Below are 23,406 nucleotides of genomic sequence, written 5' to 3'. Positions count from 1 at the left end.
GTAGTTTCACGATAACGTCGTTAAATAAAACTATCGTCGTCATTGCTGTAGTCGTCATCTACATCGTCGTTCTGCCAGACGTCGTTATTACTGCCGAACGGATCGTTCTGGTTGAGGAAACGGGTGTCAGAGACGTTATTAACATCGCCGTATTGATTACCGACAAACGGTTCACCACCGACGGGCATTGTCGGTTCTTCGATGATGTTCACGATTTCTTCCGGCCGCGACTGATGGAACATGCTAGTAAGCATCTCAGCAAGCGCGATGCCACCGGCCACGCCAGCGGCTGTCTGGAGCGCGCCAGCCATAAAACCGCCGCCGCGAGTAGCCGGCGCTGGCGCCCGAGAGTAATCCTGCGCCGACGGCTGTTGCGGCTGGGCATTCCAGCTGTTGTCAGGCTGCGGGTTACTATTCCCGCCACCAAACAGGCCGCTGAGGAAACTGCCGCCCGTCGAGGGTTTGCTTTTTTGCGCGGCTAATTCGCTTTCAAGCTCCTGAACCCGGGCCTGCAGGCGTTTCAGCGCCGCTTCCTGAATCAAAATCGACTGCGCCATATAGTAGGGGGCTGCAGGCTGCTGTCTGACAAATTCAGCGATATGACGCTCTGCATCTGCATCCCGTTGGCTGTTTTGTTGTCCGGCCTGTTTAAGACGCTCGAAAAGGCCGTTGATAAGCTGCTGTTCTTCATATTGCATGACAATAACCTTCCGCTCTCCAGGGTGGATACCAACCAGTTTATCAGCGGTGGCAACCTGTGTCTGGCGAGTGAAATGTTTGTTTAAAATTGGTTGCAGGTTAGCTGAAAATCGCCCTGCTTTCCGGGCTTGATATTAGAGAGTTAGGCTTAACGTTCTGGTATGGCAGCAAATTCCCGGGCACAGCACGATCGTGATGATGAGATACGATCACTTCGCGCTAAGCTAGAGCGCACAAAAAAACCACCTTTCGGTGGTTTCACGACACTGCTTATTGCTTTGATTATTCTTTGTTTCCCATGGTACCCGGAGTGGGACTTGAACCCACACAGCGCGAACGCCGAGGGATTTTAAATCCCTTGTGTCTACCGATTCCACCATCCGGGCTCGGGAAGAAAGTGGAGGCGCGTTCCGGAGTCGAACCGGACTAGACGGATTTGCAATCCGCTACATAACCGCTTTGCTAACGCGCCGTAAAACTTTTCTAACTGACACCCGCTATTGCGCATGTCTTTAATCTGGAGCGGGAAACGAGACTCGAACTCGCGACCCCGACCTTGGCAAGGTCGTGCTCTACCAACTGAGCTATTCCCGCATGTTATCAAGTTAACTGCTAACCACTTGATTTCATTATCGTCCGGCTTGCTGTGCCGCCGTTCGATGCGTTGCATTCTACTGATATGACGTGATGAGTCAACGTTATTTTTTGCTTGTCTGGATTGTTTGCTGAAAATTACGGCGAAACGATCACTGATCAAGCAAATCCCCGCGCGCAGCGTTCAAATATTGCAGCATTGACCACAGCGTCAGCACTGCCGCCACCCACAGGAGGCCAATCCCCGCCCACTCAACCCAGGCGTTCGGACGCCAGAGCATCCACACCAGCGAGGCCATCTGCGCGGTGGTTTTTACTTTACCAATCCAGGATACCGCCACGCTGCTGCGTTTCCCCAGCTCCGCCATCCACTCACGCAGCGCAGAGATGATGATCTCACGGCCAATCATAGTTGCAGCGGGCAGCGTCACCCACCAGGTATGATAGTGCTCAGCCACCAGCACCATCGCGATCGCGACCATCACTTTATCCGCTACCGGATCGAGAAAGGCGCCGAAACGGGTGCTCTGGTTCCAGCGGCGCGCCAGATAGCCATCAAACCAGTCAGTTACCGCAGCAATAAGGAAGATCAATGCGCAGGCGAACGGTGCCCAGACGACCGGCAGGTAAAACGCCAGCACAAAGAACGGAATGAGTACAACACGAAAGAGAGTGAGCAACGTAGGGATATTATATTGCATAGTGACGGTAACTATTTGTTGTCAGTAAAATTTAGCTCTATGTTGCTACAGAGCCCTCAATGTTTCAACGAGTAGTAGATCTTTTCTGCCAGCCCTTGCGAAATACCCGGCACTTTTGCAATTTCCTCCATACTGGCGTTGAGTAATCCTTGCAATCCGCCCATATACTTCAGCAGCATCTGGCGGCGTTTTGGCCCAACGCCCTCAATAGTCTCAAGCGTGCTCGTGTTTTTGACCTTCGCCCGTTTTTTGCGGTGGCCGCTGATGGCATGGTCGTGCGACTCATCGCGAATATGCTGGATGACGTGCAGCGCCGGGGAGTCCGGCGGCAGGCTGAAGCCCTCACCTTCCGGCTCAAAAAACAGCGTTTCCAGACCGGCCTTACGATCGGCCCCTTTTGCCACGCCTAACAGCAGCGGATGGTTTTTGTCCCACTCAACGTCGAGCGACTCGAATACCGCTTTCGCCTGACCTAGCTGCCCTTTCCCACCGTCGATAAGAATCACGTCCGGGATCTTGCTCTCTTCAATCGCTTTACCGTAGCGACGGCGCAGCACCTGATTCATGGCAGCATAGTCATCACCCGGCGTGATGCCGGTGATGTTATAGCGGCGATACTCGGCGCGCAGCGGGCCGTTGGCGTCAAATACCACGCAGGACGCCACCGTCTGCTCACCCATCGTATGGCTGATATCGAAACATTCCATTCGCTTCACTTCCGGCAACTTCAGGAGCGTCGCCAGCGCGGTTAAACGCTGGCTAACCGTCGATTGCTGGGACAGTTTAGTGGTGAGCGCCGTCGCCGCGTTGGTCCGCGCCAGCTTCAGATAGCGAGCACGGTCGCCGCGCGGTTTGGTTTGAACATTGACCCGACGCCCGGCCAGTTCGGAAAGCGAATCGGCCAGCAGGGTTTTATCATCGAGGCTAAAATCGAGCAGGATCTCCGAGGGCAGCGTACGCATCTGGCTGCCCTGAAGATAAAACTGGCCAACAAAGGTTTCCACCACTTCACCCAGCTCGGTGCCGCCAGGCACCTTCGGGAAATAGCTGCGGCTGCCGAGCACTTTGCCCTGGCGAATAAACAACACATGCACGCAGGCCATGCCGGCGTCGAAGGCCACGCCAATAACGTCGAGATCGTCGCCGGTATTTGAGACAAACTGTTTCTCAGTGACTCTGCGCACCGCCTGGATCTGGTCGCGGATCCGCGCAGCCTCTTCAAACTCAAGTGCGGCGCTGGCTTTTTCCATTCTGGCGATCAGCTGGGTTAAAACCTGATCGTCTTTGCCAGCTAAGAACAGGCGTACGTATTCCACCTGCTGCGCATACTCGTCTTCACTGACCAGCCCGGCAACACAGGGGCCAAGGCAACGCCCAATCTGGTACTGTAAACACGGGCGCGAGCGGTTGCGGTAGACGCTATTTTCACACTGGCGGATCGGGAAGATTTTTTGCAGCAGCGCCAGCGTCTCCCGCACGGCATAGCCATTCGGGAAGGGGCCGAAATATTCGCCTTTCGCGTGTTTTGCGCCGCGGTGCATCGCCAGGCGCGGATGGGTGTCACCACTCAGAAAGATAAACGGATAGGATTTGTCGTCCCGCAGCAGCACATTATAGCGCGGCTGGTAGAGCTTAATATAGTTGTGCTCAAGCAGCAGCGCTTCCGTCTCGGTATGCGTCACGGTGACATCAATATTCTGAATGAGTGAGACCAGCGCTTCGGTCTTACGGGAGGCAAGGTTACTGCGGAAATAGCTGGAAAGACGCTTTTTAAGATCTTTGGCCTTCCCCACATAGATAACCGTACCGCCAGCGTCATACATCCGATAGACGCCTGGCTGGCTGGTTACGGTTTTCAGAAATGCTTTTGAATCGAATACATCACTCACTGACTTAACAACGTCTCCGCGTTACATAAACCGTGCCGGATGGCCAGATGAGTCAGTTCAACATCACCATGAATGTTCAGTTTACTGAACATACGATAACGATAGCTGTTGACCGTTTTTGGGCTGAGATTCAGCTGCTCTGAGATCTCATTCACTTTCTGACCCTTGGTGATCATCAGCATAATCTGCAATTCACGCTCAGACAAACTGGCAAACGGTGATTCCGTTTTCTCGGGTTCGATCTGGCTCAGCGCCATCTGCTGCGCAATGTCGGAGGCAATGTAACGCTGCCCGGCAAATACAGAACGGATAGCATTGACGACCTCCTGCGGTGCGGCGCCTTTGCTCAGGTAACCGGCTGCCCCCGCCTGCATCACCTTCGCGGGAAGCGGATTTTCAGTATGCACGGTCAGCATGATGACTTTTGTATCAACAAAGGTACGCGCGATTTTGCGTGTTGCCTCAAGGCCACCGATACCGGGCATATTCATATCCATCAGCACCACATCGGCCGAGTTTGTGCGGCACCATTTTACGGCATCTTCCCCACAGCACGCCTCACCGGCAACTTTAATACCTTTAATATCTTCAAGAATGCGTCGTATCCCTGCGCGCACCAGTTCGTGGTCATCAACAAGAAGGACGTTGATCAAAGGAAATGTCTCCAGAATAGGGATAACGCTACTGAGTGATAATTTGGCTTATATTAACGGTTTTCATCACAAGATTAAAACGTTAAAAAATCGGCTATTCGATTTTGCTCTCGTTTTTGGAAATTAGCCTGTACAGTCCATGGAAAGAGAGCCCTTGCCATCAGAGCTTTTGCGGCTATTTTTAAGCATCTGTATTCAAAAAGTTACAAAAAGCTTGCACGCTTTCCTCGCGGAAAAACTGTTCTCAATTTTTGTAACAATAATTAACGGCAAGTAAACCAGGCGCAAACAATTAATAGCCGTACCAGAGCATCAGTTTACCGGCTGGCTCTGTTTACGCAAATAAACACTGACGTAAAAGTACGAAAAACAACCGCTGCATTTTTTGCTGCAGCTTGTGGTATACTCCGCCGCCTTGACTTTCGTCGTCGCGCTTTAGCGCCGTTTAATAATGAGGAAAATAAATGAGCACACCTGAATTTGCCACTGCGGAGAATAACCAGGAACTGGCACAGGAAGTAAACTGCCTGAAAGCGCTGCTAACGCTGATGCTGCAGGCGATGGGCCAGGCTGATGCTGGTCGTGTGATCATTAAAATGGAAAAACAAATCGCGCAGATGGAAGACCAGGCGGAATCGGCCGTATTTGCTAACACCGTTAAGCAAATCAAACAAGCGTACCGCCAGTAACAAAAAACGGCTGGATGCAGTGCATTCAGCCGTCCACTCGTCTGTCACGCAGAACGTACTCTCTAATCAGATCAGTCCCGTAGCCGCCGCATAACAGGCAATCTGCGTCTTGTTTGGCGCATTAAATTTTTTCTGCATATTCTTCTGATGGAAGTTAACCGTATTCTCTGAAATAGAGAGAATGATGGCTATTTCCGCCGACGTCTTCCCTTCCGCGGTCCATTTCAGAATTTCTCGTTCGCGTTTGCTGAATTTCATCTCAGGCGGCATAACCATCTCATCTTCAAAACGCAACAGCGCGGTTAATGCCATTTGCACCAGCATCTGCAGCCGCAGCTCTATTTCCTCGCCGGCAAACGGTCCTTCCTGCGCGCGAGTACGGGAAACAGAGAGGAAGCCGAGCGCATGATTAGGCAGCATCAGACACTGCGTTATTCCCGAACGTAGACCGAAGTCCTGCGCGCTACGCCATAATTCCTGAGCATCCGCAAATAATTCGTCCGTCCAGGGTAAATGCCCCTGAATGAAATTCTCCGGCTTTAGCACCGGATCGATGGTGAAATAGTTCTCTGATTGATATTGCGCCAGCCACTGTTGCGGATAAGTGGCATGCACAGCAATTTTAGGCCGCGTAAACGGCACCGGATGGCGCACACAGAGTGCATAATAATCGAATTCCAGCGCCTGAGTTTGTCGCTGAAGTTCATGATATACCTCGGCAGCACAGGTCAATTCCTGAAACCGCAGGGAGCAATCCCGTCGCCAGGTGAAAAAGTCTGAATCCTTCATACTTACTAAAAGAAGCCTCTGAAAAGATAATCATTATTATGGTGAATATAACCTAACACATAAAACTTATTTCTAACTACAAAATATCGGCAATAGCACAATTAACTGTGCTATGGATAAGGATTATTCTGTTCGGGTGGAATAAAAGAACACCATTTAAGGCGATGAGCGAGAATAATTTGCTCCAGAAGAACTTTCTGGAGCAAATGAGTACATAAATGCTACTGCATAAGGAATTTTTCCAGGAACTGACGGGTTCGCGGCTGCTGGGGGTTAGCAAATAAGCTTTTCGCCGGTCCCTGCTCCACAATCCGCCCCTGGTCCATAAAGATGGCTCTGTCCGCCACGTCGCGCGCAAAGCTCATTTCATGGGTCACGATAACCATCGTGCGTTTTTCCTGCGCCAGCTGGCGGATGGTGTTCAGCACCTCACCCACCAGTTCGGGATCGAGCGCGGAGGTCGGTTCATCAAACAGGATTACGTCAGGGCGCATCGCCAGCGCGCGCGCGATGGCCACGCGCTGCTGCTGCCCGCCCGACAGGCGGCGCGGATAGCTGGTCTCTTTCCCTGCCAGCCCGACTTTGGCGAGCAACTCGCGGGCGCGTGCCGTCGCTTCCTCTTTGGGCTCACCTTTTACAATGACCGGTCCTTCAATAATATTTTCCAGCACCGTGCGGTGCGGGAATAGATTGAAGCTCTGGAACACAAAGCCAACATGCTGACGCAGGCGGCGAATTAACCCTTTTTGCTGGCTGATAGATTTACCGGTATCAATCGTTATCTCCCCAACCCGAATGGTGCCCCCTTCCGGCTGCTCAAGCAGGTTGATACTACGCAGCAGCGTGGTTTTCCCCGACCCGCTCGGGCCAATAATCGCCACGACTTCGCCCTGCTCAACTTCCAGGTCGATGCCGTGGAGCACCGTTTGCCCGTGGAATTTTTTCACCAGGTTTTTGACGTCAATTGCACTCATTTTGGATCACGCTCCTGGCGGTTAAGCTGGTTTTCAAAGTAGTTTTGCAGAGCAGACAACACCGTAGCCATCACCCAGTAGATCAGCGAGGCGGCCAGATACATGGTGAAAACTTCAAGGGTGCGCGAGGTAATGAGCTGCGCCTGACGGAACAGCTCCGGCACCTGGATGGTTGCCGCCAGAGAGGTATCTTTCACCAGGCTGATGAAGCTGTTGCTCAGCGGCGGAAGCGCTACCCGCGCCGCCTGCGGCAGAATGGCGCGACGCAGCGTCTGCCACGGCGTCATCCCGATACTGGCCGCCGCTTCCCACTGGCCTTTATCAATCGACGAGATCGCCGCGCGCAGGGTTTCGGAGGTATAGGCCGCCGTGTTAAGCGACAGGCCAATCATCGCCGCCGGGATCGGATCCAGCTCGATGCCGAACTGCGGTAAACCGTAGTAGATCATAAAGAGCTGAGCGATAAGCGGCGTACCGCGAAACACGGAAATATAAAAGCGCGCCAGCCAGCGTACCGGCAGGATGGGCGACATGCGCATTAAGGCCAGTACAAAGCCCAGCACAAGACCGAAGAACATCCCGCCGATACTGAGCTGTAGCGTGAATACCGCACCTTTCAGCAGGAATGGCAGGGAATCAATAACCAGTTGAATACTTTCTTGCATTATTATTTTTCGACCTGATTTTTAGACATGAGGATGATAAGCAAACAGCGCGGGCGCCCCGCCGGTGTGCACAAATAAAATTGGCCCTTCATCCTTAAAGCGTTTCTGCGCAATGCCATCGATAAGCCCGGCCATCGCTTTACCCGTATAGACCGGATCGAGCAGTATACCTTCAAGGCGCGCCAGCAGCTTAGCGGCTTCCATCCCCTCTTCATTGGGCGTACCGTAGCCCGGCGCAAAATAGTCATCCCAGAGCAGGATCTCGGCCCTGGCCTTCAGCTCCAGCTGCTCTGCCACCGCCTGTTGCAGCGCCACTACTTTTGGCTTCTGGTCCGCGACGCTGCGGGAAACCGTCACGCCAATCAGCTCGACATCCGGCAGCAGCTGTTCCAGCCCCACCGCCAGCCCGGCATGCGTGCCCGCGCTTCCGGAGGCGACAACGACCGACGAGAGGCTAACGGCGCCCTCGCACTGCTGGGCGATTTCCAGCGCGCTTTCCACATAGCCCAGCGCGCCCAGCGCGTTCGAACCGCCGACGGGAATAACGTAGGGGCGGAAACCCTGCGCTTCCAGACGCGTGGCCAGATCGTCGAGCTGTGCGGTCGGGTCGGTCAACGCATCCACCATCTCCACCTGCACGTTGAACAGGTCTAAAAGCAGGCGGTTACCGTTGGTGAGATAGTTTTCCGCCCGCGTGCCAATCGGGTTTTCCAGCAGAGCCACGCAGTGAAGCCCGAGTTTTGCCGCCACGGCGGCCGTCTGACGAACATGGTTGGACTGAATGGCCCCGGCAGTAATAAGCGTATCCGCGCCTTCGCGCAGCGCGTCAGCCGCCAGAAACTCCAGCTTGCGCAGCTTATTGCCCCCCATCGCCATCGGCGTCACGTCATCGCGCTTAATAAAAATATCGCGTCCCAGATAATCAGAAAATCGCGGCAGGTACTCCAGCGGCGTCGGCGCACCGATAAACTCCAGACGGGGAAAGCGCGTTAAATTCTGTAGTGACATGGACTCTCCGGTAACTCAGACAAAATGTGATATTTTTCATTATGCACGCAGACGCGTAAGAAATAAAAAAGGCGCTTTTAAAAGCGCCTTTTTTCCAGGTCACCGACTTATTTGGTGACGTCGGCCCCGAACCACTTCTCAGACAACGCCTTCAGGCTGCCGTCTTTCTGCATGTCAGCAATCGCGGAATCAATGGCTTTCACCAGATCCTCGTTGCCTTTACGGACGGCCACGCCGGATTCCTGACGAGAGAACGCATCACCCGCTACTGCCAGGGTATTGTTGGTTTTCTTCACCAGATCCAAAGCGGCCAGACGGTCAACCAGAATGGCGTCGATACGGCCTACGCGCAGGTCCTGATATTTCGTCGGGTCATCATCATAGGTGCGGATATCCACGCCCTGAACGTTCTGGCGCAGCCACTCTTCGTAGTTGGTTCCCAGACCGACACCGACTTTTTTGCCTTTCAGATCGGCAGCGGATTTAATGGTGCCTTCGTTACCTTTCTTCACCAGCGCCTGAATACCGGACACGGTGTACGGCGTGGAGAAGTCATACTTCTTCTTACGCTCGTCAGAGATTGTCACCTGGTTGATGACCACATCAATGCGTTTTGAATCCAGCGACGCCAGCATACCGTCCCATTTGGTCGGTTTCAGGGAGGCTTTAACGCCGAGGTGCTTCGCCAGTTCTTCTGCAAATTCCACTTCAAAACCGGTCAGCTTGCCGTCATCGCCCTGGAAGCTGAAGGGAGGATAGGTTCCTTCCAGCCCGACCAGCAGCGTACCGCGCTCTTTTACTTTATTCAGCAGGTTTTCTGCGGCGAACGTTTTCACGCTCATGCCCGCAACCAGCGCGACGGCCATAACACCCATCAGCGCCTGACGACCCAGAAGTGCAAATTTCATAAATACCCCGATATAGTGGAATTTTTACGTAGTGTAGAGAAATCGCCTGCAACGTCAAAGGCGACTGCGCTACATCTTATTCTTTTTTAATATATATCAGAAGTTGTTCCGGCGAGCGCTTTCTGCTTCGCGGAACCCGGCATTTGCACCTTATATTGCGCATACTTGCGCAGCGCAATACGGTAGTTGTTGGTGCTGGTTGCAGGCAGCCACGGCTCCAGATTTTCATCCAGGTAACCGGTCTTCAGCAGATCGCGAGAGATATTGTTAACGCTCAGATGCTGCCCAAGACGGCGCAGGCGAACCACATATTCACGCACGGTGCCGTGGCTCATCTCCGTTTGTTCAAACAGGAATTGCTTGAAGCCGATGATATCGAAGAAGTCGCTTTGCTCTTTGCAGTGGAGATCGCCACAGAAACGGCAAAGCGCCACCCACTCTTTTTGCTCTTCGAGCCACGCGGCTTCATCCATTAACGTGTCGAGGCGAGAGATAGCGATTTTATTCACGATCTCGCCGCGGCGAACCAGCGTGATACGATCGAGTAATTTGTTACAGTGGGCGCAATGCGTCTGGCTGTGTTTAAAGTCTTTCAGGTAGCGGCTTAAAGGCCGTCTTTTAGATTGCTGCACCGTCATGATAACTCCTGGTTGTCAATACGTTGTGCGGCATTTTTCGGGTGATTGGATCACCTATAACTTACCCAGTTTGGTTCGTAAGCGTTTAATGGCCTGGCTGTGCAGCTGGCTAACCCGCGACTCCCCCACCTCCAGAACCGCGCCAATCTCTTTGAGATTAAGCTCTTCCTGGTAATAAAGGGTCAACACCAGCTGTTCGCGCTCGGGCAGAGCTTCAATCGCTTCCATTACGCGCTGGCGTAAATTCCCTTCCATTAAATGGTGTAACGGGTTTTCCTGCTGGTGCTCGTCCGTCACCAGCTCGATGCTATCGCCATGCTCTTCGCGCCACTCGTCATAGGAGAAGAGTTGGCTATTATTGGTATCGAGCAACATCTGACGATACTCTTCAACAGCAATGCCAAGACGTTCCGCCACTTCGGTTTCCGTTGCGTTGCGTCCCAGTTCCTGTTCCAGCTGTCCCATTGCATGCGCCACTTCGCGCGCGTTGCGGCGAACGCTGCGCGGCACCCAGTCGCGGCTGCGCAGCTCGTCCAGCATCGCACCACGAATACGCTGAACTGCGTAAGTCGTAAATGCCGTTCCTTGCAGAGCGTCGTATCGGTCAACTGCATTCAATAACCCGATACCGCCCGCCTGTAGCAGATCGTCAAGTTCCACGCTCGCCGGCAAACGCACCTGGAGGCGCAATGCTTCGTGACGCACCAGCGGGACATAACGCTGCCACAGCGAGTGTTTATCCATTACACCTTCAGCGGTATAGAGTGAATTCACGATAAACAGCCCTGCGTTAGTTGAGTTATCGGCATGATTATCCGATTCTGCAGGGCGTTCAATTGGATGAAAAAGGGGGATAAAGTGAGGTTATTCTGAGGTTGCCCGCAGCAGGGGCAACTTTTCTGGCTAAATTAACAGTTGTAACAATGAAAGATCGTCGCCCAATTTGACGCTATCTATATGTTGATAAAAGAGCTTTCCGGCTTCCTGATTATGCTGGCTCAGGGAGTGGAAGCTGTAAATAACGTCAATAATATTGTCTTGTTCAATTTTCCCCGCCGCGATGGCCTGACCGGCAAGCAGCGATTTGAGAAAATAGAACTCCGCAACGATTAAATAAAGATTATTCAACATGCTGCGGCCATTGCTCTGCGGGAATGCCTGCTGCCAGAGCTTATATTTAAAAAAGTTTTTAAACAGGTGATCGTTTTCCGCCAGGTAACTGCCCGCCACATCGCGCCAGACGGATTCGATGTTTTCCATCACCTTTTCAGCCGGCACGCTGTCACCGACAGCCTCGAACTGCTGGTACAGCTGGGAGAAATAACGGTTTAAAACTGCCCCACCGCGGCTGGCCGTTTTCTTTGTAAAGAAGCTTTGAATAAGCGAAATTAATCCGAATTTAAGGCTATAGTTCTGGTTGAAGCCACTCAATTCAGCCTTGATTTTACCGCTCACCAGCTCGTTCACCAGTGAATAATAAACCGTTTCGAGCGTGCTGATATTCTCTTCCAGGTTTTGTAGCTTTTCAGCCACCATCAGGAATTTCACCACGGCATAAACTTGTTCTTCAACGCTCACCGCCTCAACGCTGAACAGGTTCTGGCAGAAGAGATTGATGACCTTAGCCTTCAAATCCATCGCTGGCGCATTATTAACGTCCTGCTGAACGCTGATGGATTCCATCATCGCCATCGACTCCCGATCGTTCAGCAGCAGACGGGTCACTTCCGGACACGAGAGGTTAAGGGATTTTTCGATTTCGGTTTTATAGACCCGGTTTGTCCGGGGAAACGACGAACAGGTCGGGCTTAAGGCCTGAGCGCCCATCGCACCATGAATTGAGCAGAGCTTATCGGTATCCATAAACGGGCAGTTTTTACTCTCCGTATGGAAAATCACCTCACCCCAGTGGCCGTACTGTTTTTTGGTAATTTTAATTCCCGTCTTCGCCGTCTGGCGAATTGCCGCGTTTTTACTGTTGAGATAGCGGTTGACGGAGGATTTATCGAACGCGATGGTCCAGCCCTGACAACAATGTTCACGGCATTCCCCACCGACACAGGAAAAATCTGCGACCAGTTTAGGCTGGGTAATAACGATCTGTTTCACGGGCGGATCCTCAAAATTCAGAGACAAAAAAACCCCGCCGAAGCGGGGTTTGATGCGTAAAATTAACGCAGCAGAGACAGAACGGTCTGTGGAACCTGGTTTGCCTGGGACAGAACAGAAGTACCAGCCTGCTGCAGGATCTGCGCGCGGGACATGTTGGAAACTTCAGTTGCGTAGTCAGCGTCCTGGATACGGGACTGAGCAGCAGACAGGTTGTTAGAGGTGTTGTTCAGGTTGTTGATTGCAGAAGTGAAGCGGTTCTGCACAGCACCCAGACCGGAACGAGCGGTATCAACTTTAGCGATTGCTTTGTCAATGGTGTCCAGATCGGTTGCTTTGATTGCTTTCAGGTCAAGACCATTTACGCCCAGAGTAGTGGAGTCAGCTTTAGCACCGCTCAGGTCCAGAGTAATAGTGTCGCCATCGTTAACACCAACCTGAATCGCAACTTTACCATCACCAGCTGCACCCGCAGTGCCAGTCAGCAGTTTGATGCCGTTGAAGTCAGTCTTGCCTGCAACGCGGTCGATTTCAGCCAGACGAGCGGTAACTTCATCCTGCAGAGAGGCCAGGTCAGACGTGCTGTTGGTGCCGTTGCTTGCCTGAACAGCCAGTTCACGAACGCGCTGCAGGTTGTTGTTGATTTCGTTCAGGGAACCTTCAGCAGTCTGCGCCATGGAGATACCGTCGTTGGCGTTACGCGCTGCCTGAGTCATACCTTTGATCTGGGAGGTCATGCGGTTTGCAATCGCCTGGCCAGCGGCATCGTCTTTCGCGCTGTTGATACGCAGACCTGAAGACAGACGCTCAATAGCAGTGCCCAGAGAAGACTGAGATTTGTTCAGGTTGTTCTGAGTAGTCAGGGACAACAGGTTAGTATTGATAACTGCCATAATTTTCTTTCCTTCAAAAATTGGGTTTTAGGTCCGGTGCCTAACACTCACAGCGTCTCTCACCGTCAACAAGGTTATCGACGGGTCCCGAAAAGACTTTAGAATCAATTTCGAAAAAATTATAACCAAATGATTATTAATGGTTTTATTTTCAAAAAATCAATTAAGGTTCATCATAAGGTTATTATTTACGGCTTTTTATTACGCGGAATATGCCAAAAAAGGCACACACTTATCTGTGTTATTGGCGCACTAAAAATCGTCCCAAAGTGCAATCGTTTCATTTAACGCGCCAGGACATGCCTATTCTTTGGATTATTTTTTTCTCACCATCGTAAACTTTTACTATTCGAGGCCGATAAGAGTCCTGAACTACTTTCGTATTTAAGGAAAATATGCATGGCTACTATCAGTAACCTCGGGATAGGTTCTGCAGGACTCGGGGAATTATATAATCAGTTGGATGCAGCAGAACGAACCAAGCTGACGACGATTACTACCCAGCAATCAACGTATAACGCACAGTTAAGCGCGTACGGCAAGCTGCAGAGTGCCATGACCTCGCTGCAGACTGCGACCGCTGCGCTGGGTAAAGCGACCACATGGAACTCAACCGCCGTAAGCAGCACCAACACGGCCTTTACGGCAACCACGACCGCAGACGCATCCGTCGGCTCTTATGTGGTTAATGTTAACCAGGTGGCAAAAGCACAGGCGCTCACGACGGGTTCGTATGCCACCAACACGGAGTTGCTGGGCGATACGACCGGCACGACGCGTAAAATTACGATTACCCAACCGGGGACAAAAACGCCTTTAGAGGTGAACCTGGCCGATGGCGATACGTCGCTTGCCGGGATCGCGAGCGCGATTAATAAAGCGAACGGCAACGTCACCGCCAGCGTAATCAAGGCGAAAGACGGCGATTACCGCCTGATGCTCTCCTCGAAAACCACCGGTACGGATGGCGAGATGACCATCAGCGTCACCGGGGACGACAAGCTGCAAAGCGTAATCGGCTACGACTCAACCGCCAAAACCGGCGCGCTGGCGGTAAATACCGCGGCCCAGAACGCGATTGTCATTGTGAACGACATCAAGATTGAGCGTCAATCGAACACCATTTCCGATGCGCTGCCGGGGATGACCTTCACCGTGAAGGCAGAAAGTAAAGCGGATGAAATGCTGGAAGTGACGCGCGCCACGGATGCAAACCAAAAAGCCGTAACGGACTGGGTAACCGCGTATAACTCGCTGCAGTCCACCATTAACAGCCTCACCAAATATGTCGCGGTCGACGCGGGTGCTGGCGGTCAGTCCACCAGCAACGGCGCGCTGGTGGGTGATGCAAACGTGCGCGGGATCCAGTCTCAGCTGCGCGGTCTGCTGACCGAAGTTCAGGCTGGCTCCGTTCAGATCATGGCTCAGCTGGGGATTACCCAGGATCCGGTGAAAGGTGCAGACGGTACGGTCGGTAACCTCAAAGTGGATACCGATAAGCTGAAAAAAGCGCTGACCGACAACCCGACCGCCGTACAGCAGTACTTTATCGGTGACGGAAAGAAAACCGGTCTGGCGACCCAGATGAATAACACGCTGACCACCATGCTCAGCACCAGCACCGGCAGCGCGGGCGTGATCCAGAACGCAAAAGACGGTATCAACAAAACGCTGAAAACCCTGGGCGAACGTTACGACTCTATGGAAGCCTCTATTGATGCCACCATGGCGCGTTACAAAGCGCAGTTCACCAGCCTGGACGTATTAGTCACCAAAATGACCAGTACGGCCAACTATCTGACCCAACAGTTCTCACAAAAATAGTCGTAGCCTTCAGGAGTGGATATGTATAAGACCTCTGGTGTTCAATCCTATCAGCAGATAGGAGTAGAAAGCGCAGTTATGAATGCCAGTCCACACCAGCTGATTGTCATGTTGTTCGACGGGGCGCATAGCGCCCTCGTCCGCGCGCGTTTGTTCATGGAAGCCGGACAAATTCGTGAAAAAGGCGAAGCTTTATCCAAAGCCATTAACATCATCGACAACGGTTTAAAAGCAGGACTGAACATGGAGGTTGAGAGCGAGCTGTCCAGTAATCTTGCCTCCTTGTACGAATATATGGTTCGACGTTTATTACTGGCGAACGTCAGTAATGACGTAGACGCAATTGTTGAAGTCGAGGGTTTATTAAACAACATTGCGGATGCGTGGAAGCAAATCGGCCCCAATGCGTCCTCTATTTCAGGATAATTTTGATGAATAATCCCAGCGCAGCGCTTAGCCACTGGCAGGCGTTACATGCTCAGAGCATTGCTATGCTAAATCTCGCACATTCTGGTCAATGGGATGCGCTTATTGAGCAGGAAATGCATTACGTTCAACTGGTGGAAAGGATTTCGCAAACGCCCATCATGTCATGCCCCCCGGCTCAGGTTGAGCAAGCGCGTGCGCTGCTGGAGATGATCCTCGACAATGAGAATACGTTAAAGGCGCTGCTGAAAGTGCGGATGGACGAACTGCGTAATCTCATCGATCAGACCGGCAAACAGCAATCCATCACATCTACCTATGGAAAGCTGTCAGGGAATATTCTTTATCCAGAAAGTGTTACCCGCGACACACAATTATGATTTCTTCATCCATACTCCAGAAGTCTGCCATATGGCTTCTGGAGCACGGACGATGAAAAACCCCACCCTGTTACAATGCTTTCACTGGTATTACCCCGCTGGCGGTGAATTGTGGCGAGAAGTCACAGCGTTAGCCCCCAATCTTAATGAAATCGGCATCAATATGATCTGGCTGCCGCCCGCGTATAAAGGGGCTTCCGGCGGGTATTCGGTTGGCTATGACTCTTACGATCTGTTTGACCTCGGCGAGTTCGATCAGAAAGGCAGCATCGCCACGAAATATGGCGATAAAGCGCAGCTGCTGGAGGCCATCGACGCCCTCAAAAGCAACGACATTGCCGTACTGCTGGACGTAGTGGTTAACCACAAAATGGGGGCGGATGAGAAAGAGCCTGTCCGCGTTCAGCGCGTGAATGAACAGGACCGCACGCAAATCGATGGCGAGATCATCGAGTGCGAAGCCTGGACACGCTATACCTTCCCCGTCCGGGCCGGGCAGTATTCGCAGTTCATCTGGGATTACAAATGCTTCAGCGGCGTCGACCATATTGAAAACCCGGATGAAGACGGGATCTTTAAAATCCTCAACGACTATACCGGCGAAGGCTGGAATGACCAGGTCGATGATGAGATGGGTAACTTCGATTACCTGATGGGCGAAAACATCGACTTTCGCAATCACGCCGTCACCGAGGAGATCAAATACTGGGCCCGCTGGGTCATGGAACAGACGCGCTGCGACGGTTTTCGTCTGGACGCCGTCAAGCATATTCCCGCCTGGTTTTACAAAGAGTGGATTGAGCACGTTCAGGAGGTCGCCGAACAGCCGTTGTTTATCGTGGCGGAATACTGGTCCCACGAGGTTGACAAACTGCAGGCCTATATTGACCAGGTCGAGGGGAAAACCATGCTGTTTGATGCCCCGCTGCAGATGAAATTCCACGAGGCGTCACGTCAGGGCCGGGATTACGACATGAGCCAGATCTTCACCGGCACGCTGGTGGAGGCCGACCCGTTCCATGCGGTCACCCTCGTCGCGAACCATGACACGCAGCCTCTGCAGGCGCTGGAAGCGCCGGTCGAAGCCTGGTTTAAACCGCTGGCGTACGCGCTGATCCTGCTGCGGGAAAACGGCGTGCCGAGCGTCTTCTATCCGGATCTGTTCGGCGCAAGCTATGACGATACGGGAGGGGACGGTGAAACGTACCATATTGATATGCCGGTCATTGAGCAACTTCACGAGCTGATCCTCGCGCGCCAGCGTTTTGCCCACGGCGTGCAGACGCTCTTTTTTGACCATCCAAACTGCATCGCCTTCAGCCGCAGCGGCACGGAAGACGATCCCGGCTGCGTGGTGGTGATGTCGAACGGCGACGACGGCGAGAAGGTAATTTGCCTGGGGGAAAACTACGGCAACAAAACGTGGCGTGATTTCCTCGGCAATCGTGAAGAAACGGTCACCACCGCGGCGGATGGCGAAGGTACCTTTACCTGTAAAGGGGGAAGCGTCAGCGTGTGGGTTATTGAGGATGCGTTGTAGAAACAATGCCGGGTGGCGCTGACGCTTACCCGGCACAAAAACGGCTACGGTAGTTTACTCTCCAGCGGGTTTTTGCTCAGGTAGTCAGCACACTCCACCGTCGGGCGGGCAACCTTTTGCAGCTCCATCCCGTCATACTCAAGCGTAGCGCCGTCGCGATCCAGCGGATAGATATCCAGCTTACGGGTCACGTTGTAATAGCTGTCTGAGCGCAGCATGACCTTACCCGGTACGGCAATCACGCGCTGCCACTGGCGGCAGTCCAGCGTATCACCCTCTTCCGTCACCACCAGCGTGGCAATTGCTTCAGGGCTGACCAGACTGCTCTGAGGCCCTTTCGACTGCCAGTATCCCGCCAGGTTCGCGGGGACGGGATGCTTGATCACGTCATTATAGTTATCGACCTGAACGCACCCGGTCAGTGCCAGCAGCGCGCCAGCAATTGCTATTTTTTTCATCATCTTTCCTGCATTCGAAGAAAAAAATATTGTGGCATTAAAGCGCAGAGGCTGCCAGCGAAGTTCGACAGGTCTTAGACCGGTATATAAATGTTATGAGCGAACATTTTTCATAATCAACAAAGGCCTGGTCGACCTTCATGATCGTCGAGTGCGTGCTGTCCATTGGAATGAGCTGGACTGGTTGGGCGCAGCTCACGACCACGAAAGCAGATGAGCGGTGAGCTGTACTGCCGCAACGAAGACGGTGTGTATGTCTGCAGTGCGTGGCATGATCATTTGTAAAATCAACTGTATAAATATGCTGCGTGGTTAAACATGAGGGTCGATCAAGTGAATGCCAGATGCTACAATTCGGACTTTTCTGAATTTACTGATTTCTCAAATGTTCAAGTTATTCGCCAGATACACATCAATAGGTGTAATAAACACGCTAATTCATTGGGTCGTCTTTGCTGTATGCATATACGCATTCCACACAGGACAGGCGCTTGGCAACTTTGCCGGATTCGTTGTCGCTGTGTCGTTCAGCTTCTTCGCCAATGCAAAATTCACTTTTAAATCTTCCACAACAACCATCCGCTACATGCTTTACGTAGGTTTTATGGGCACATTGAGTGCCGCTTTTGGCTGGTGTGCAGACAAATCAGGCATAGCTCCTGTCATCACATTAATCGTGTTCTCCGCCATCAGTTTGGTGTGCGGGTTTGTATATTCAAAGTTCGTTGTATTCAGGGATGCTAAATGAAAATTTCACTGGTTGTTCCAGTTTTTAATGAAGAGGATGCAATTCCGATTTTCTACAAAGCCGTGCGGGAGTTTGAAGAGCTTAAGCAACATGAAGTCGAGATAGTGTTCATTAATGACGGCAGCAAAGATAGTACAGAATCAATTATTAACGCACTTGCCCTTGCCGATCCGCTTGTAGTTCCGCTGTCCTTCACTCGCAACTTTGGTAAAGAACCTGCGCTGTTCGCAGGTCTGGATCACGCTAGCGGAGAAGCTATTATTCCGATTGATGTTGACCTGCAGGACCCTATTGAAGTCATTCCACACCTGATAGAGAAGTGGCAGGCCGGAGCAGATATGGTGCTTGCCAAACGCTCCGATCGCTCTACAGATGGCCGTCTGAAGCGCAAGACCGCCGAGTGGTTTTATAAGCTACATAACAAAATCAGCAATCCGCAAATCGAAGAAAATGTTGGAGACTTCCGCCTGATGTCCCGCGAGGTCGTGGAAAATATTCAGCTCATGCCAGAGCGCAACTTGTTCATGAAGGGCGTGCTGAGTTGGGTTGGCGGGCGTACTGATGTCGTGGAGTATGCACGCGCTGAGCGCGTTGCCGGCAGCACTAAATTTAACGGCTGGAAACTGTGGAATCTTGCACTTGAGGGAATAACAAGTTTCTCTACCTTCCCGTTAAGGGTTTGGATGTATATAGGCTTCATAATTGCATCTATTTCATTCTTATACGGCGCATGGATGACTTTGCAAACATTAATTATAGGCAATCCGATAAAAGGGTACACATCCCTATTGGTATCCATCCTGTTTATCGGCGGCGTTCAATTAATCGGCATTGGTGTTTTAGGTGAATATATAGGGCGCATCTATATCGAAACCAAAAAAAGACCACGCTATTGTTTAAAACGGAATAAAGAAAAATGATTTCCAAAAATAATCTGTTAGTTCTAATTATTATTTTTTTACTTATGTTGGTGCCATATTTACACACACCAGTATTGTCAGATGATTATTATTATTATTTTCATGCCAGCCTTCAAGAGCAAATCGGTCATTATTTAGTCTGGAGTGGAAGGCTAATTACTAACATATTTAGCTCATATATGCTCAAATATGTCAATCATGATATCTATCAGTCTTTGACAGCTGCTGCGCTAGTTGCCAGCGTTTATCTTATTGCAGCGATACCATCTGCGTTATTTGATGGCAAGCCAAAACCTAGCGCTATTTCGATAGTAATTATCTTTTTAGCTCTTTGGATATCAAATCCAGCGCTTGGTGAAACTTTCTTCTGGTTTGTTGGCGCATCGAACTATCTATGGCCTATATTTTACATATCTTTATTTTTCGTTATTCTCGCTCGACAAAGAAAACCACATACATTACTTAGTTATTCTGGGGGGATATTAGTTGGTTTTTTGGCAGGTTGTTCAAACGAAAACACGTGCATTGTCGCAACGATACTGACAGTTTTATATTCTATTTGTTTTAACCGCTTTAAACTGTCGGCACCCTATTTGATTGGGATTATCTTGGGTTCTGCGGTGCTTTTATTCAGTCCAGGCTCTGCCATCAGATCGTCTTATTTTAAAGATTGGCACTCATTAACATTAATAGAAAAACTTGATCTACATTTATTTGAAAGACTTCCTGCAGCGCTGGATAGCTTATGGCCAATATTTCTAATCATCATTTTCATTGCACTTTCATTTGGACTACTCAAAATAGAATCAAGGGGTTCATTAATTTGTGCACTAGCATTTTTCATTGGTGGGATGTTGTGTGACCTTGCATTTGTTGCTTCACCATACATGCCTGAAAGATCTGGTATTGGTGCCTTATTTATGTTTTTAATAACCCTTTCTTTTTTAATTTACTCTGCTAATTTTTCAAATGAAAAAATATATAAAAACTCGATATTTAGTATTGTCATTGTGTTCGCTATGACTTACTTTGTACCCTCTTACGGCCTGATTTCCTATTCTAATATAAGAGCGTCAAAGCAAGATGCAATACGCATGGCGATGTTAACACAGCAAATCAACGAAGGAAAAAAAGAGATCGTAATACCTGACTTTTACCTTAACCGACTTTTAAAAAAATCAGATGGTTTCCCTACTTTCAAGAACTCATATATGTTTAATTATTTTAAAGTAGATAAAATCATTGAAGAGCCAATTAATTTCGATTACTCAATCATTGACTTACTTCCCAAGAGAGACGTTAATGCAAAATTAAATGAAGGCATAACATTGAAATCGATTTATTTTTACACTGATAAATTATCAGGTAAAAATAAGCTTATATATCGTATCTCGGGTGACATAAATGTTTATTTGATGAATAACACCGCCATTTTTTCTCATGTTACTTTAAAAAATAATGATAACATAAACATGGATACTATAATTAAGGCAATTAAAGTAGGGAGTGATTGGTATACTTATAGTGATGCAGGAAAGTTAGATTTATCAGAAATAAGTAAAATCAATATCGGAATGTACACTACTGATCCAGTAAAAATACTATCTAGTAATTATTTAGAATTTAAATAATCACTTTGCAGTTTTGCTGGTATATCGGAAATGGCGTTATCCAAAACGCCATTCTTTTGAAGTATTATGTAAAAAACATCCCTATTTATATAAAGGATATCAATATGGTCAAAAGTATTCATTACTTAAGGGGAATTGCGGCTTTATTCGTGGTGCTGTTCCATTTAAGAGGCTATGTTAACAACACTTACGTACAGTCAAATCTTGGGGATTTATTGTTTGTTAATGGAGCTTTTGGTGTAGATTTATTCTTTGTAATTAGTGGGTTTATAATCTGTTTTGCAACTCAAAAAAAGGAATATTTATATCCACTTAAGTTTTTTATTAGAAGATTTTTTAGAATCTACCCACTTTTGATCTTGGCGGTGTCAATTTACTTTATATTTTTGACAATCAAAAAGGGCTCAACCGGCTTAGACGCATGGTTTATATGGTCAATCGCACCTCTCCAAATCGATTATCACGCTGGGGCTCCTTTCTTTGGATACAATGTACTCGCAATAGCATGGACATTAACTTACGAGATTTCTTTTTATATTATTTTTCTTGCAGCCATGATTATATCCCACAAATATAGGGCTATATTATGCTCATCCATAATCTTGACAATGGTTTTATTTTCACAATTAATGAGCGCCACTCCAACACTCAATGGCGTAAATACAAACTATATCGAAAATGACTTTATTACTCTTATTTCATCACCTATATACATTGACTTTGTATATGGTATGGTATCATATTTGATATATAAAAATATTTTACCTGCGCTATCGAGATACAGGGGAACAGTTTTAAACATTTTGCTAATTTCAACCATAATTGTTACTACAGCATTAATATTTTCAACACAACACAACGATCACGGCCCTTTAGGCTGGGGGGCTATGGCATTTATCATTGTCGTCTCAACGACTTTAATGGAAGCAAGTTTCACGACAGCAAAACACAAGCCTCTAATTATGCTCGGGAATATTTCATTTTCTCTTTACATGTGGCATTTCATTTTTATAGAAATAACTAACACATATTTCCCAAGCATTTCAATGAATGGTTTTTATACCTTAGCCATTATGACAACCTGCTCAATTGCAATCGCATGGATTTCATTCAATCTCATTGAGATTCCATCAATTAACCTTTCAAAGAAAATCATATCATGGATAGACAGAAACAACCCAGAGCGTGTTGTTTCATAGCTAAACAGTGCCCAATGTGCGTCATTCTAAAAAATGATAGCGTTAACCAGATAAAATAATCCGCTCTAATGGATCTAATTATCGCCGCGATACATAGAACGCCATCATTTCCATAGAATATCAACTCACTTATGCGTTTCCGAATGAATTTTCGTCCATTTATTATCCGATCAGCCCCATACTTGGGGCTCAGCACACACGTGCCAGTGAAATTATTTTCAGTTCCATCACATTCGAATGATTGTAATTTTGAAAGCGGTATTGAAGTCTTGAGACGTGACGATGACGCATCGGGGAGGTGTGCAATTGCTGCTTTTAATCGTACCCAGTAATTGGGTATAGCCCTTCAATCGGGAACAATGATTACCCGTGCCTGCCATCATTACGCAGTCGGGTCTTTCAACCAGTCGCAAGAGGCAGCAATGCGGCGCGCAAATGGTTTACCGGGTGTAGGGATCCTGGATGGCTAAAAATAACCAGGACCAGGTCCTCATTCTCAAACAGAAATCGAGAGCGTTTGCCCCATACATTCCCCACGCTGTAGGATCGGATGATTAATAATTATAAATAGCATCAGGTTAGATAACCTACACCTGCATCCCCATCACTTCCTGATAAGCCGACACCAGCTTGTTACGCACCTGGATCCCCATCTGGATAGAAACCGAGGCTTTTTGCAAATCGGTCATCACATCATTGAGCGCCACGCCCGGCTCGCCGAGGGTAAACTTCTCCGCCTGCGTACGCGCAGCGGTCTGGGTATCGCTGATACGGTCAAGAGCGGCATGCAGTTGCCCCGCAAAGCTGATGGTCGGCTGCTGTTCTGCCACATTCTGATTACGGGCCGTCATCGCCGTTGCCTGCAACTGACTGATGACCCCTTCAATGCCCTGTATAGCCATGACTCTCCCCTGGATGGTTTTTTACGGGGTCAAGACTAACAGCTTGTCAATAAGATAATGGCGGTAAATAGCGTGAAAAAACCAGGTTATTTGACGCATAGAAAATCCGGAATCGTCAAATAATGGCAGGGCCATCAATATGGAACTTTTGTCGTGTTTGCCGACCCGG

Annotated in this window: 24 protein-coding genes and 3 tRNA genes; 9 read left to right on the top strand and 18 right to left on the bottom strand. The window is 49.6% G+C overall.

Going from position 1 to position 23,406, the window contains the following annotated elements; all coding sequences use genetic code 11:
* Positions 1 to 20: 20 nt before the first annotated feature.
* From IM294_RS15505 to uvrY, 7 genes are all read right to left on the bottom strand, one after another.
* Positions 21 to 698, bottom strand: coding sequence for a DUF2076 domain-containing protein (locus tag IM294_RS15505; RefSeq protein ID WP_047367834.1), 678 nt, complete (start codon positions 696 to 698; stop codon positions 21 to 23).
* Between the two features lie 300 nt (positions 699 to 998).
* Positions 999 to 1,085, bottom strand: a tRNA-Leu gene (locus IM294_RS15500).
* 12 nt (positions 1,086 to 1,097) lie between these two features.
* A tRNA-Cys gene (locus IM294_RS15495) sits at positions 1,098 to 1,171 on the bottom strand.
* Positions 1,172 to 1,217: 46 nt separating this feature from the next.
* A tRNA-Gly gene (locus tag IM294_RS15490) sits at positions 1,218 to 1,293 on the bottom strand.
* Positions 1,294 to 1,445: 152 nt separating this feature from the next.
* Positions 1,446 to 1,994, bottom strand: coding sequence for a CDP-diacylglycerol--glycerol-3-phosphate 3-phosphatidyltransferase (gene pgsA, locus IM294_RS15485; RefSeq protein ID WP_041909393.1), 549 nt, complete (start codon positions 1,992 to 1,994; stop codon positions 1,446 to 1,448).
* Positions 1,995 to 2,050: 56 nt separating this feature from the next.
* Positions 2,051 to 3,883 carry an excinuclease ABC subunit UvrC gene (uvrC, locus tag IM294_RS15480; RefSeq protein WP_041909391.1) on the bottom strand — a complete coding sequence of 611 codons (1,833 nt, stop codon included), beginning with the start codon at positions 3,881 to 3,883 and terminating at the stop codon, positions 2,051 to 2,053.
* On the bottom strand, positions 3,880 to 4,536 hold the full coding sequence (gene uvrY, locus IM294_RS15475; RefSeq protein ID WP_013096026.1) for a UvrY/SirA/GacA family response regulator transcription factor: 657 nt from the start codon (positions 4,534 to 4,536) through the stop codon (positions 3,880 to 3,882). The genes uvrC and uvrY overlap by 4 nt, the downstream gene beginning before the upstream one ends.
* A gap of 464 nt (positions 4,537 to 5,000) precedes the next feature.
* Between uvrY and IM294_RS15470 the strand changes: the two genes are divergently transcribed.
* Complete coding sequence (locus IM294_RS15470) at positions 5,001 to 5,225, top strand: DUF2594 family protein (protein WP_014832453.1); 225 nt, start codon at positions 5,001 to 5,003, stop codon at positions 5,223 to 5,225.
* 66 nt (positions 5,226 to 5,291) lie between these two features.
* Here the strand turns inward: IM294_RS15470 and sdiA are convergent, their stop codons facing one another.
* From sdiA to IM294_RS15425, 9 genes are all read right to left on the bottom strand, one after another.
* Positions 5,292 to 6,014: a transcriptional regulator SdiA gene (sdiA, locus tag IM294_RS15465; protein WP_063942277.1), complete on the bottom strand. Its 723-nt coding sequence runs from the start codon at positions 6,012 to 6,014 to the stop codon at positions 5,292 to 5,294.
* Positions 6,015 to 6,235: 221 nt separating this feature from the next.
* The gene (tcyN, locus tag IM294_RS15460) at positions 6,236 to 6,988 is read right to left on the bottom strand and encodes an L-cystine ABC transporter ATP-binding protein TcyN (RefSeq protein ID WP_041909387.1); all 753 of its coding nucleotides are present in this window, start codon (positions 6,986 to 6,988) and stop codon (positions 6,236 to 6,238) included.
* Positions 6,985 to 7,653 (bottom strand): cystine ABC transporter permease, encoded by a 669-nt coding sequence (gene tcyL, locus IM294_RS15455; protein ID WP_028013677.1) that lies wholly within the window; start codon positions 7,651 to 7,653, stop codon positions 6,985 to 6,987. Before tcyL ends, tcyN begins: the two co-directional genes overlap by 4 nt.
* Before the next feature lie 21 nt (positions 7,654 to 7,674).
* Positions 7,675 to 8,661 carry a D-cysteine desulfhydrase gene (dcyD, locus tag IM294_RS15450; RefSeq protein ID WP_126818455.1) on the bottom strand — a complete coding sequence of 329 codons (987 nt, stop codon included), beginning with the start codon at positions 8,659 to 8,661 and terminating at the stop codon, positions 7,675 to 7,677.
* A 107-nt stretch (positions 8,662 to 8,768) separates the two neighbouring features.
* The gene (gene tcyJ / locus IM294_RS15445) at positions 8,769 to 9,569 is read right to left on the bottom strand and encodes a cystine ABC transporter substrate-binding protein (RefSeq protein ID WP_126818454.1); all 801 of its coding nucleotides are present in this window, start codon (positions 9,567 to 9,569) and stop codon (positions 8,769 to 8,771) included.
* Between the two features lie 86 nt (positions 9,570 to 9,655).
* Positions 9,656 to 10,207 (bottom strand): flagella biosynthesis regulatory protein FliZ, encoded by a 552-nt coding sequence (gene fliZ, locus IM294_RS15440; protein WP_045631537.1) that lies wholly within the window; start codon positions 10,205 to 10,207, stop codon positions 9,656 to 9,658.
* A 54-nt stretch (positions 10,208 to 10,261) separates the two neighbouring features.
* Positions 10,262 to 10,981 carry an RNA polymerase sigma factor FliA gene (locus IM294_RS15435; RefSeq protein WP_014170714.1) on the bottom strand — a complete coding sequence of 240 codons (720 nt, stop codon included), beginning with the start codon at positions 10,979 to 10,981 and terminating at the stop codon, positions 10,262 to 10,264.
* Positions 10,982 to 11,110: 129 nt separating this feature from the next.
* On the bottom strand, positions 11,111 to 12,316 hold the full coding sequence (fliB, locus tag IM294_RS15430) for a flagellin lysine-N-methylase (RefSeq protein WP_126818453.1): 1,206 nt from the start codon (positions 12,314 to 12,316) through the stop codon (positions 11,111 to 11,113).
* 62 nt (positions 12,317 to 12,378) lie between these two features.
* The gene (locus IM294_RS15425; RefSeq protein ID WP_126818452.1) at positions 12,379 to 13,209 is read right to left on the bottom strand and encodes a flagellin; all 831 of its coding nucleotides are present in this window, start codon (positions 13,207 to 13,209) and stop codon (positions 12,379 to 12,381) included.
* Between the two features lie 399 nt (positions 13,210 to 13,608).
* Between IM294_RS15425 and fliD the strand changes: the two genes are divergently transcribed.
* From fliD to amyA, 4 genes are read left to right on the top strand one after another with little or no spacing between them, the layout of a single operon-like run.
* A complete protein-coding gene (gene fliD / locus IM294_RS15420; protein WP_126818451.1) occupies positions 13,609 to 15,033 on the top strand; it encodes a flagellar filament capping protein FliD in 1,425 nt (474 codons plus the stop codon).
* A 21-nt stretch (positions 15,034 to 15,054) separates the two neighbouring features.
* Positions 15,055 to 15,459 carry a flagellar export chaperone FliS gene (gene fliS / locus IM294_RS15415; protein WP_045260346.1) on the top strand — a complete coding sequence of 135 codons (405 nt, stop codon included), beginning with the start codon at positions 15,055 to 15,057 and terminating at the stop codon, positions 15,457 to 15,459.
* A 5-nt stretch (positions 15,460 to 15,464) separates the two neighbouring features.
* Positions 15,465 to 15,839, top strand: a complete 375-nt coding sequence (fliT, locus tag IM294_RS15410; RefSeq protein ID WP_045260347.1) for a flagella biosynthesis regulatory protein FliT — start codon at positions 15,465 to 15,467, stop codon at positions 15,837 to 15,839.
* Between the two features lie 52 nt (positions 15,840 to 15,891).
* Positions 15,892 to 17,379 (top strand): alpha-amylase, encoded by a 1,488-nt coding sequence (gene amyA, locus IM294_RS15405; protein ID WP_126818450.1) that lies wholly within the window; start codon positions 15,892 to 15,894, stop codon positions 17,377 to 17,379.
* Positions 17,380 to 17,423: 44 nt separating this feature from the next.
* On the opposite strand, the gene yedD is transcribed toward amyA, so the two are convergent.
* On the bottom strand, positions 17,424 to 17,837 hold the full coding sequence (gene yedD / locus IM294_RS15400; protein WP_028013694.1) for a lipoprotein YedD: 414 nt from the start codon (positions 17,835 to 17,837) through the stop codon (positions 17,424 to 17,426).
* A 385-nt stretch (positions 17,838 to 18,222) separates the two neighbouring features.
* Between yedD and IM294_RS15395 the strand changes: the two genes are divergently transcribed.
* The 4 genes from IM294_RS15395 to IM294_RS15380 all read left to right on the top strand — a co-directional run bounded on the left by IM294_RS15395 (position 18,223) and on the right by IM294_RS15380 (position 22,335).
* Positions 18,223 to 18,585 (top strand): GtrA family protein, encoded by a 363-nt coding sequence (locus IM294_RS15395; protein WP_028013695.1) that lies wholly within the window; start codon positions 18,223 to 18,225, stop codon positions 18,583 to 18,585.
* Positions 18,582 to 19,505 carry a glycosyltransferase family 2 protein gene (locus IM294_RS15390; protein ID WP_028013696.1) on the top strand — a complete coding sequence of 308 codons (924 nt, stop codon included), beginning with the start codon at positions 18,582 to 18,584 and terminating at the stop codon, positions 19,503 to 19,505. Before IM294_RS15395 ends, IM294_RS15390 begins: the two co-directional genes overlap by 4 nt.
* Positions 19,502 to 21,136, top strand: a complete 1,635-nt coding sequence (locus IM294_RS15385; RefSeq protein ID WP_028013697.1) for a DUF6056 family protein — start codon at positions 19,502 to 19,504, stop codon at positions 21,134 to 21,136. The genes IM294_RS15390 and IM294_RS15385 overlap by 4 nt, the downstream gene beginning before the upstream one ends.
* 104 nt (positions 21,137 to 21,240) lie before the next feature.
* Positions 21,241 to 22,335, top strand: a complete 1,095-nt coding sequence (locus tag IM294_RS15380; protein WP_047367840.1) for an acyltransferase — start codon at positions 21,241 to 21,243, stop codon at positions 22,333 to 22,335.
* 587 nt (positions 22,336 to 22,922) lie between these two features.
* Here the strand turns inward: IM294_RS15380 and fliE are convergent.
* The gene (fliE, locus tag IM294_RS15375; RefSeq protein ID WP_028013699.1) at positions 22,923 to 23,237 is read right to left on the bottom strand and encodes a flagellar hook-basal body complex protein FliE; all 315 of its coding nucleotides are present in this window, start codon (positions 23,235 to 23,237) and stop codon (positions 22,923 to 22,925) included.
* Positions 23,238 to 23,406: the final 169 nt, after the last annotated feature.

The sequence above is a fragment of the Enterobacter cloacae complex sp. P43RS genome, assembly GCF_014930585.1.
Taxonomy (GTDB): Bacteria; Pseudomonadota; Gammaproteobacteria; order Enterobacterales; family Enterobacteriaceae; genus Enterobacter; species Enterobacter bugandensis.
The sequence above is the reverse complement of the archived record's forward strand: the minus strand, read 5'-3'. Positions and strand labels throughout refer to the sequence as shown.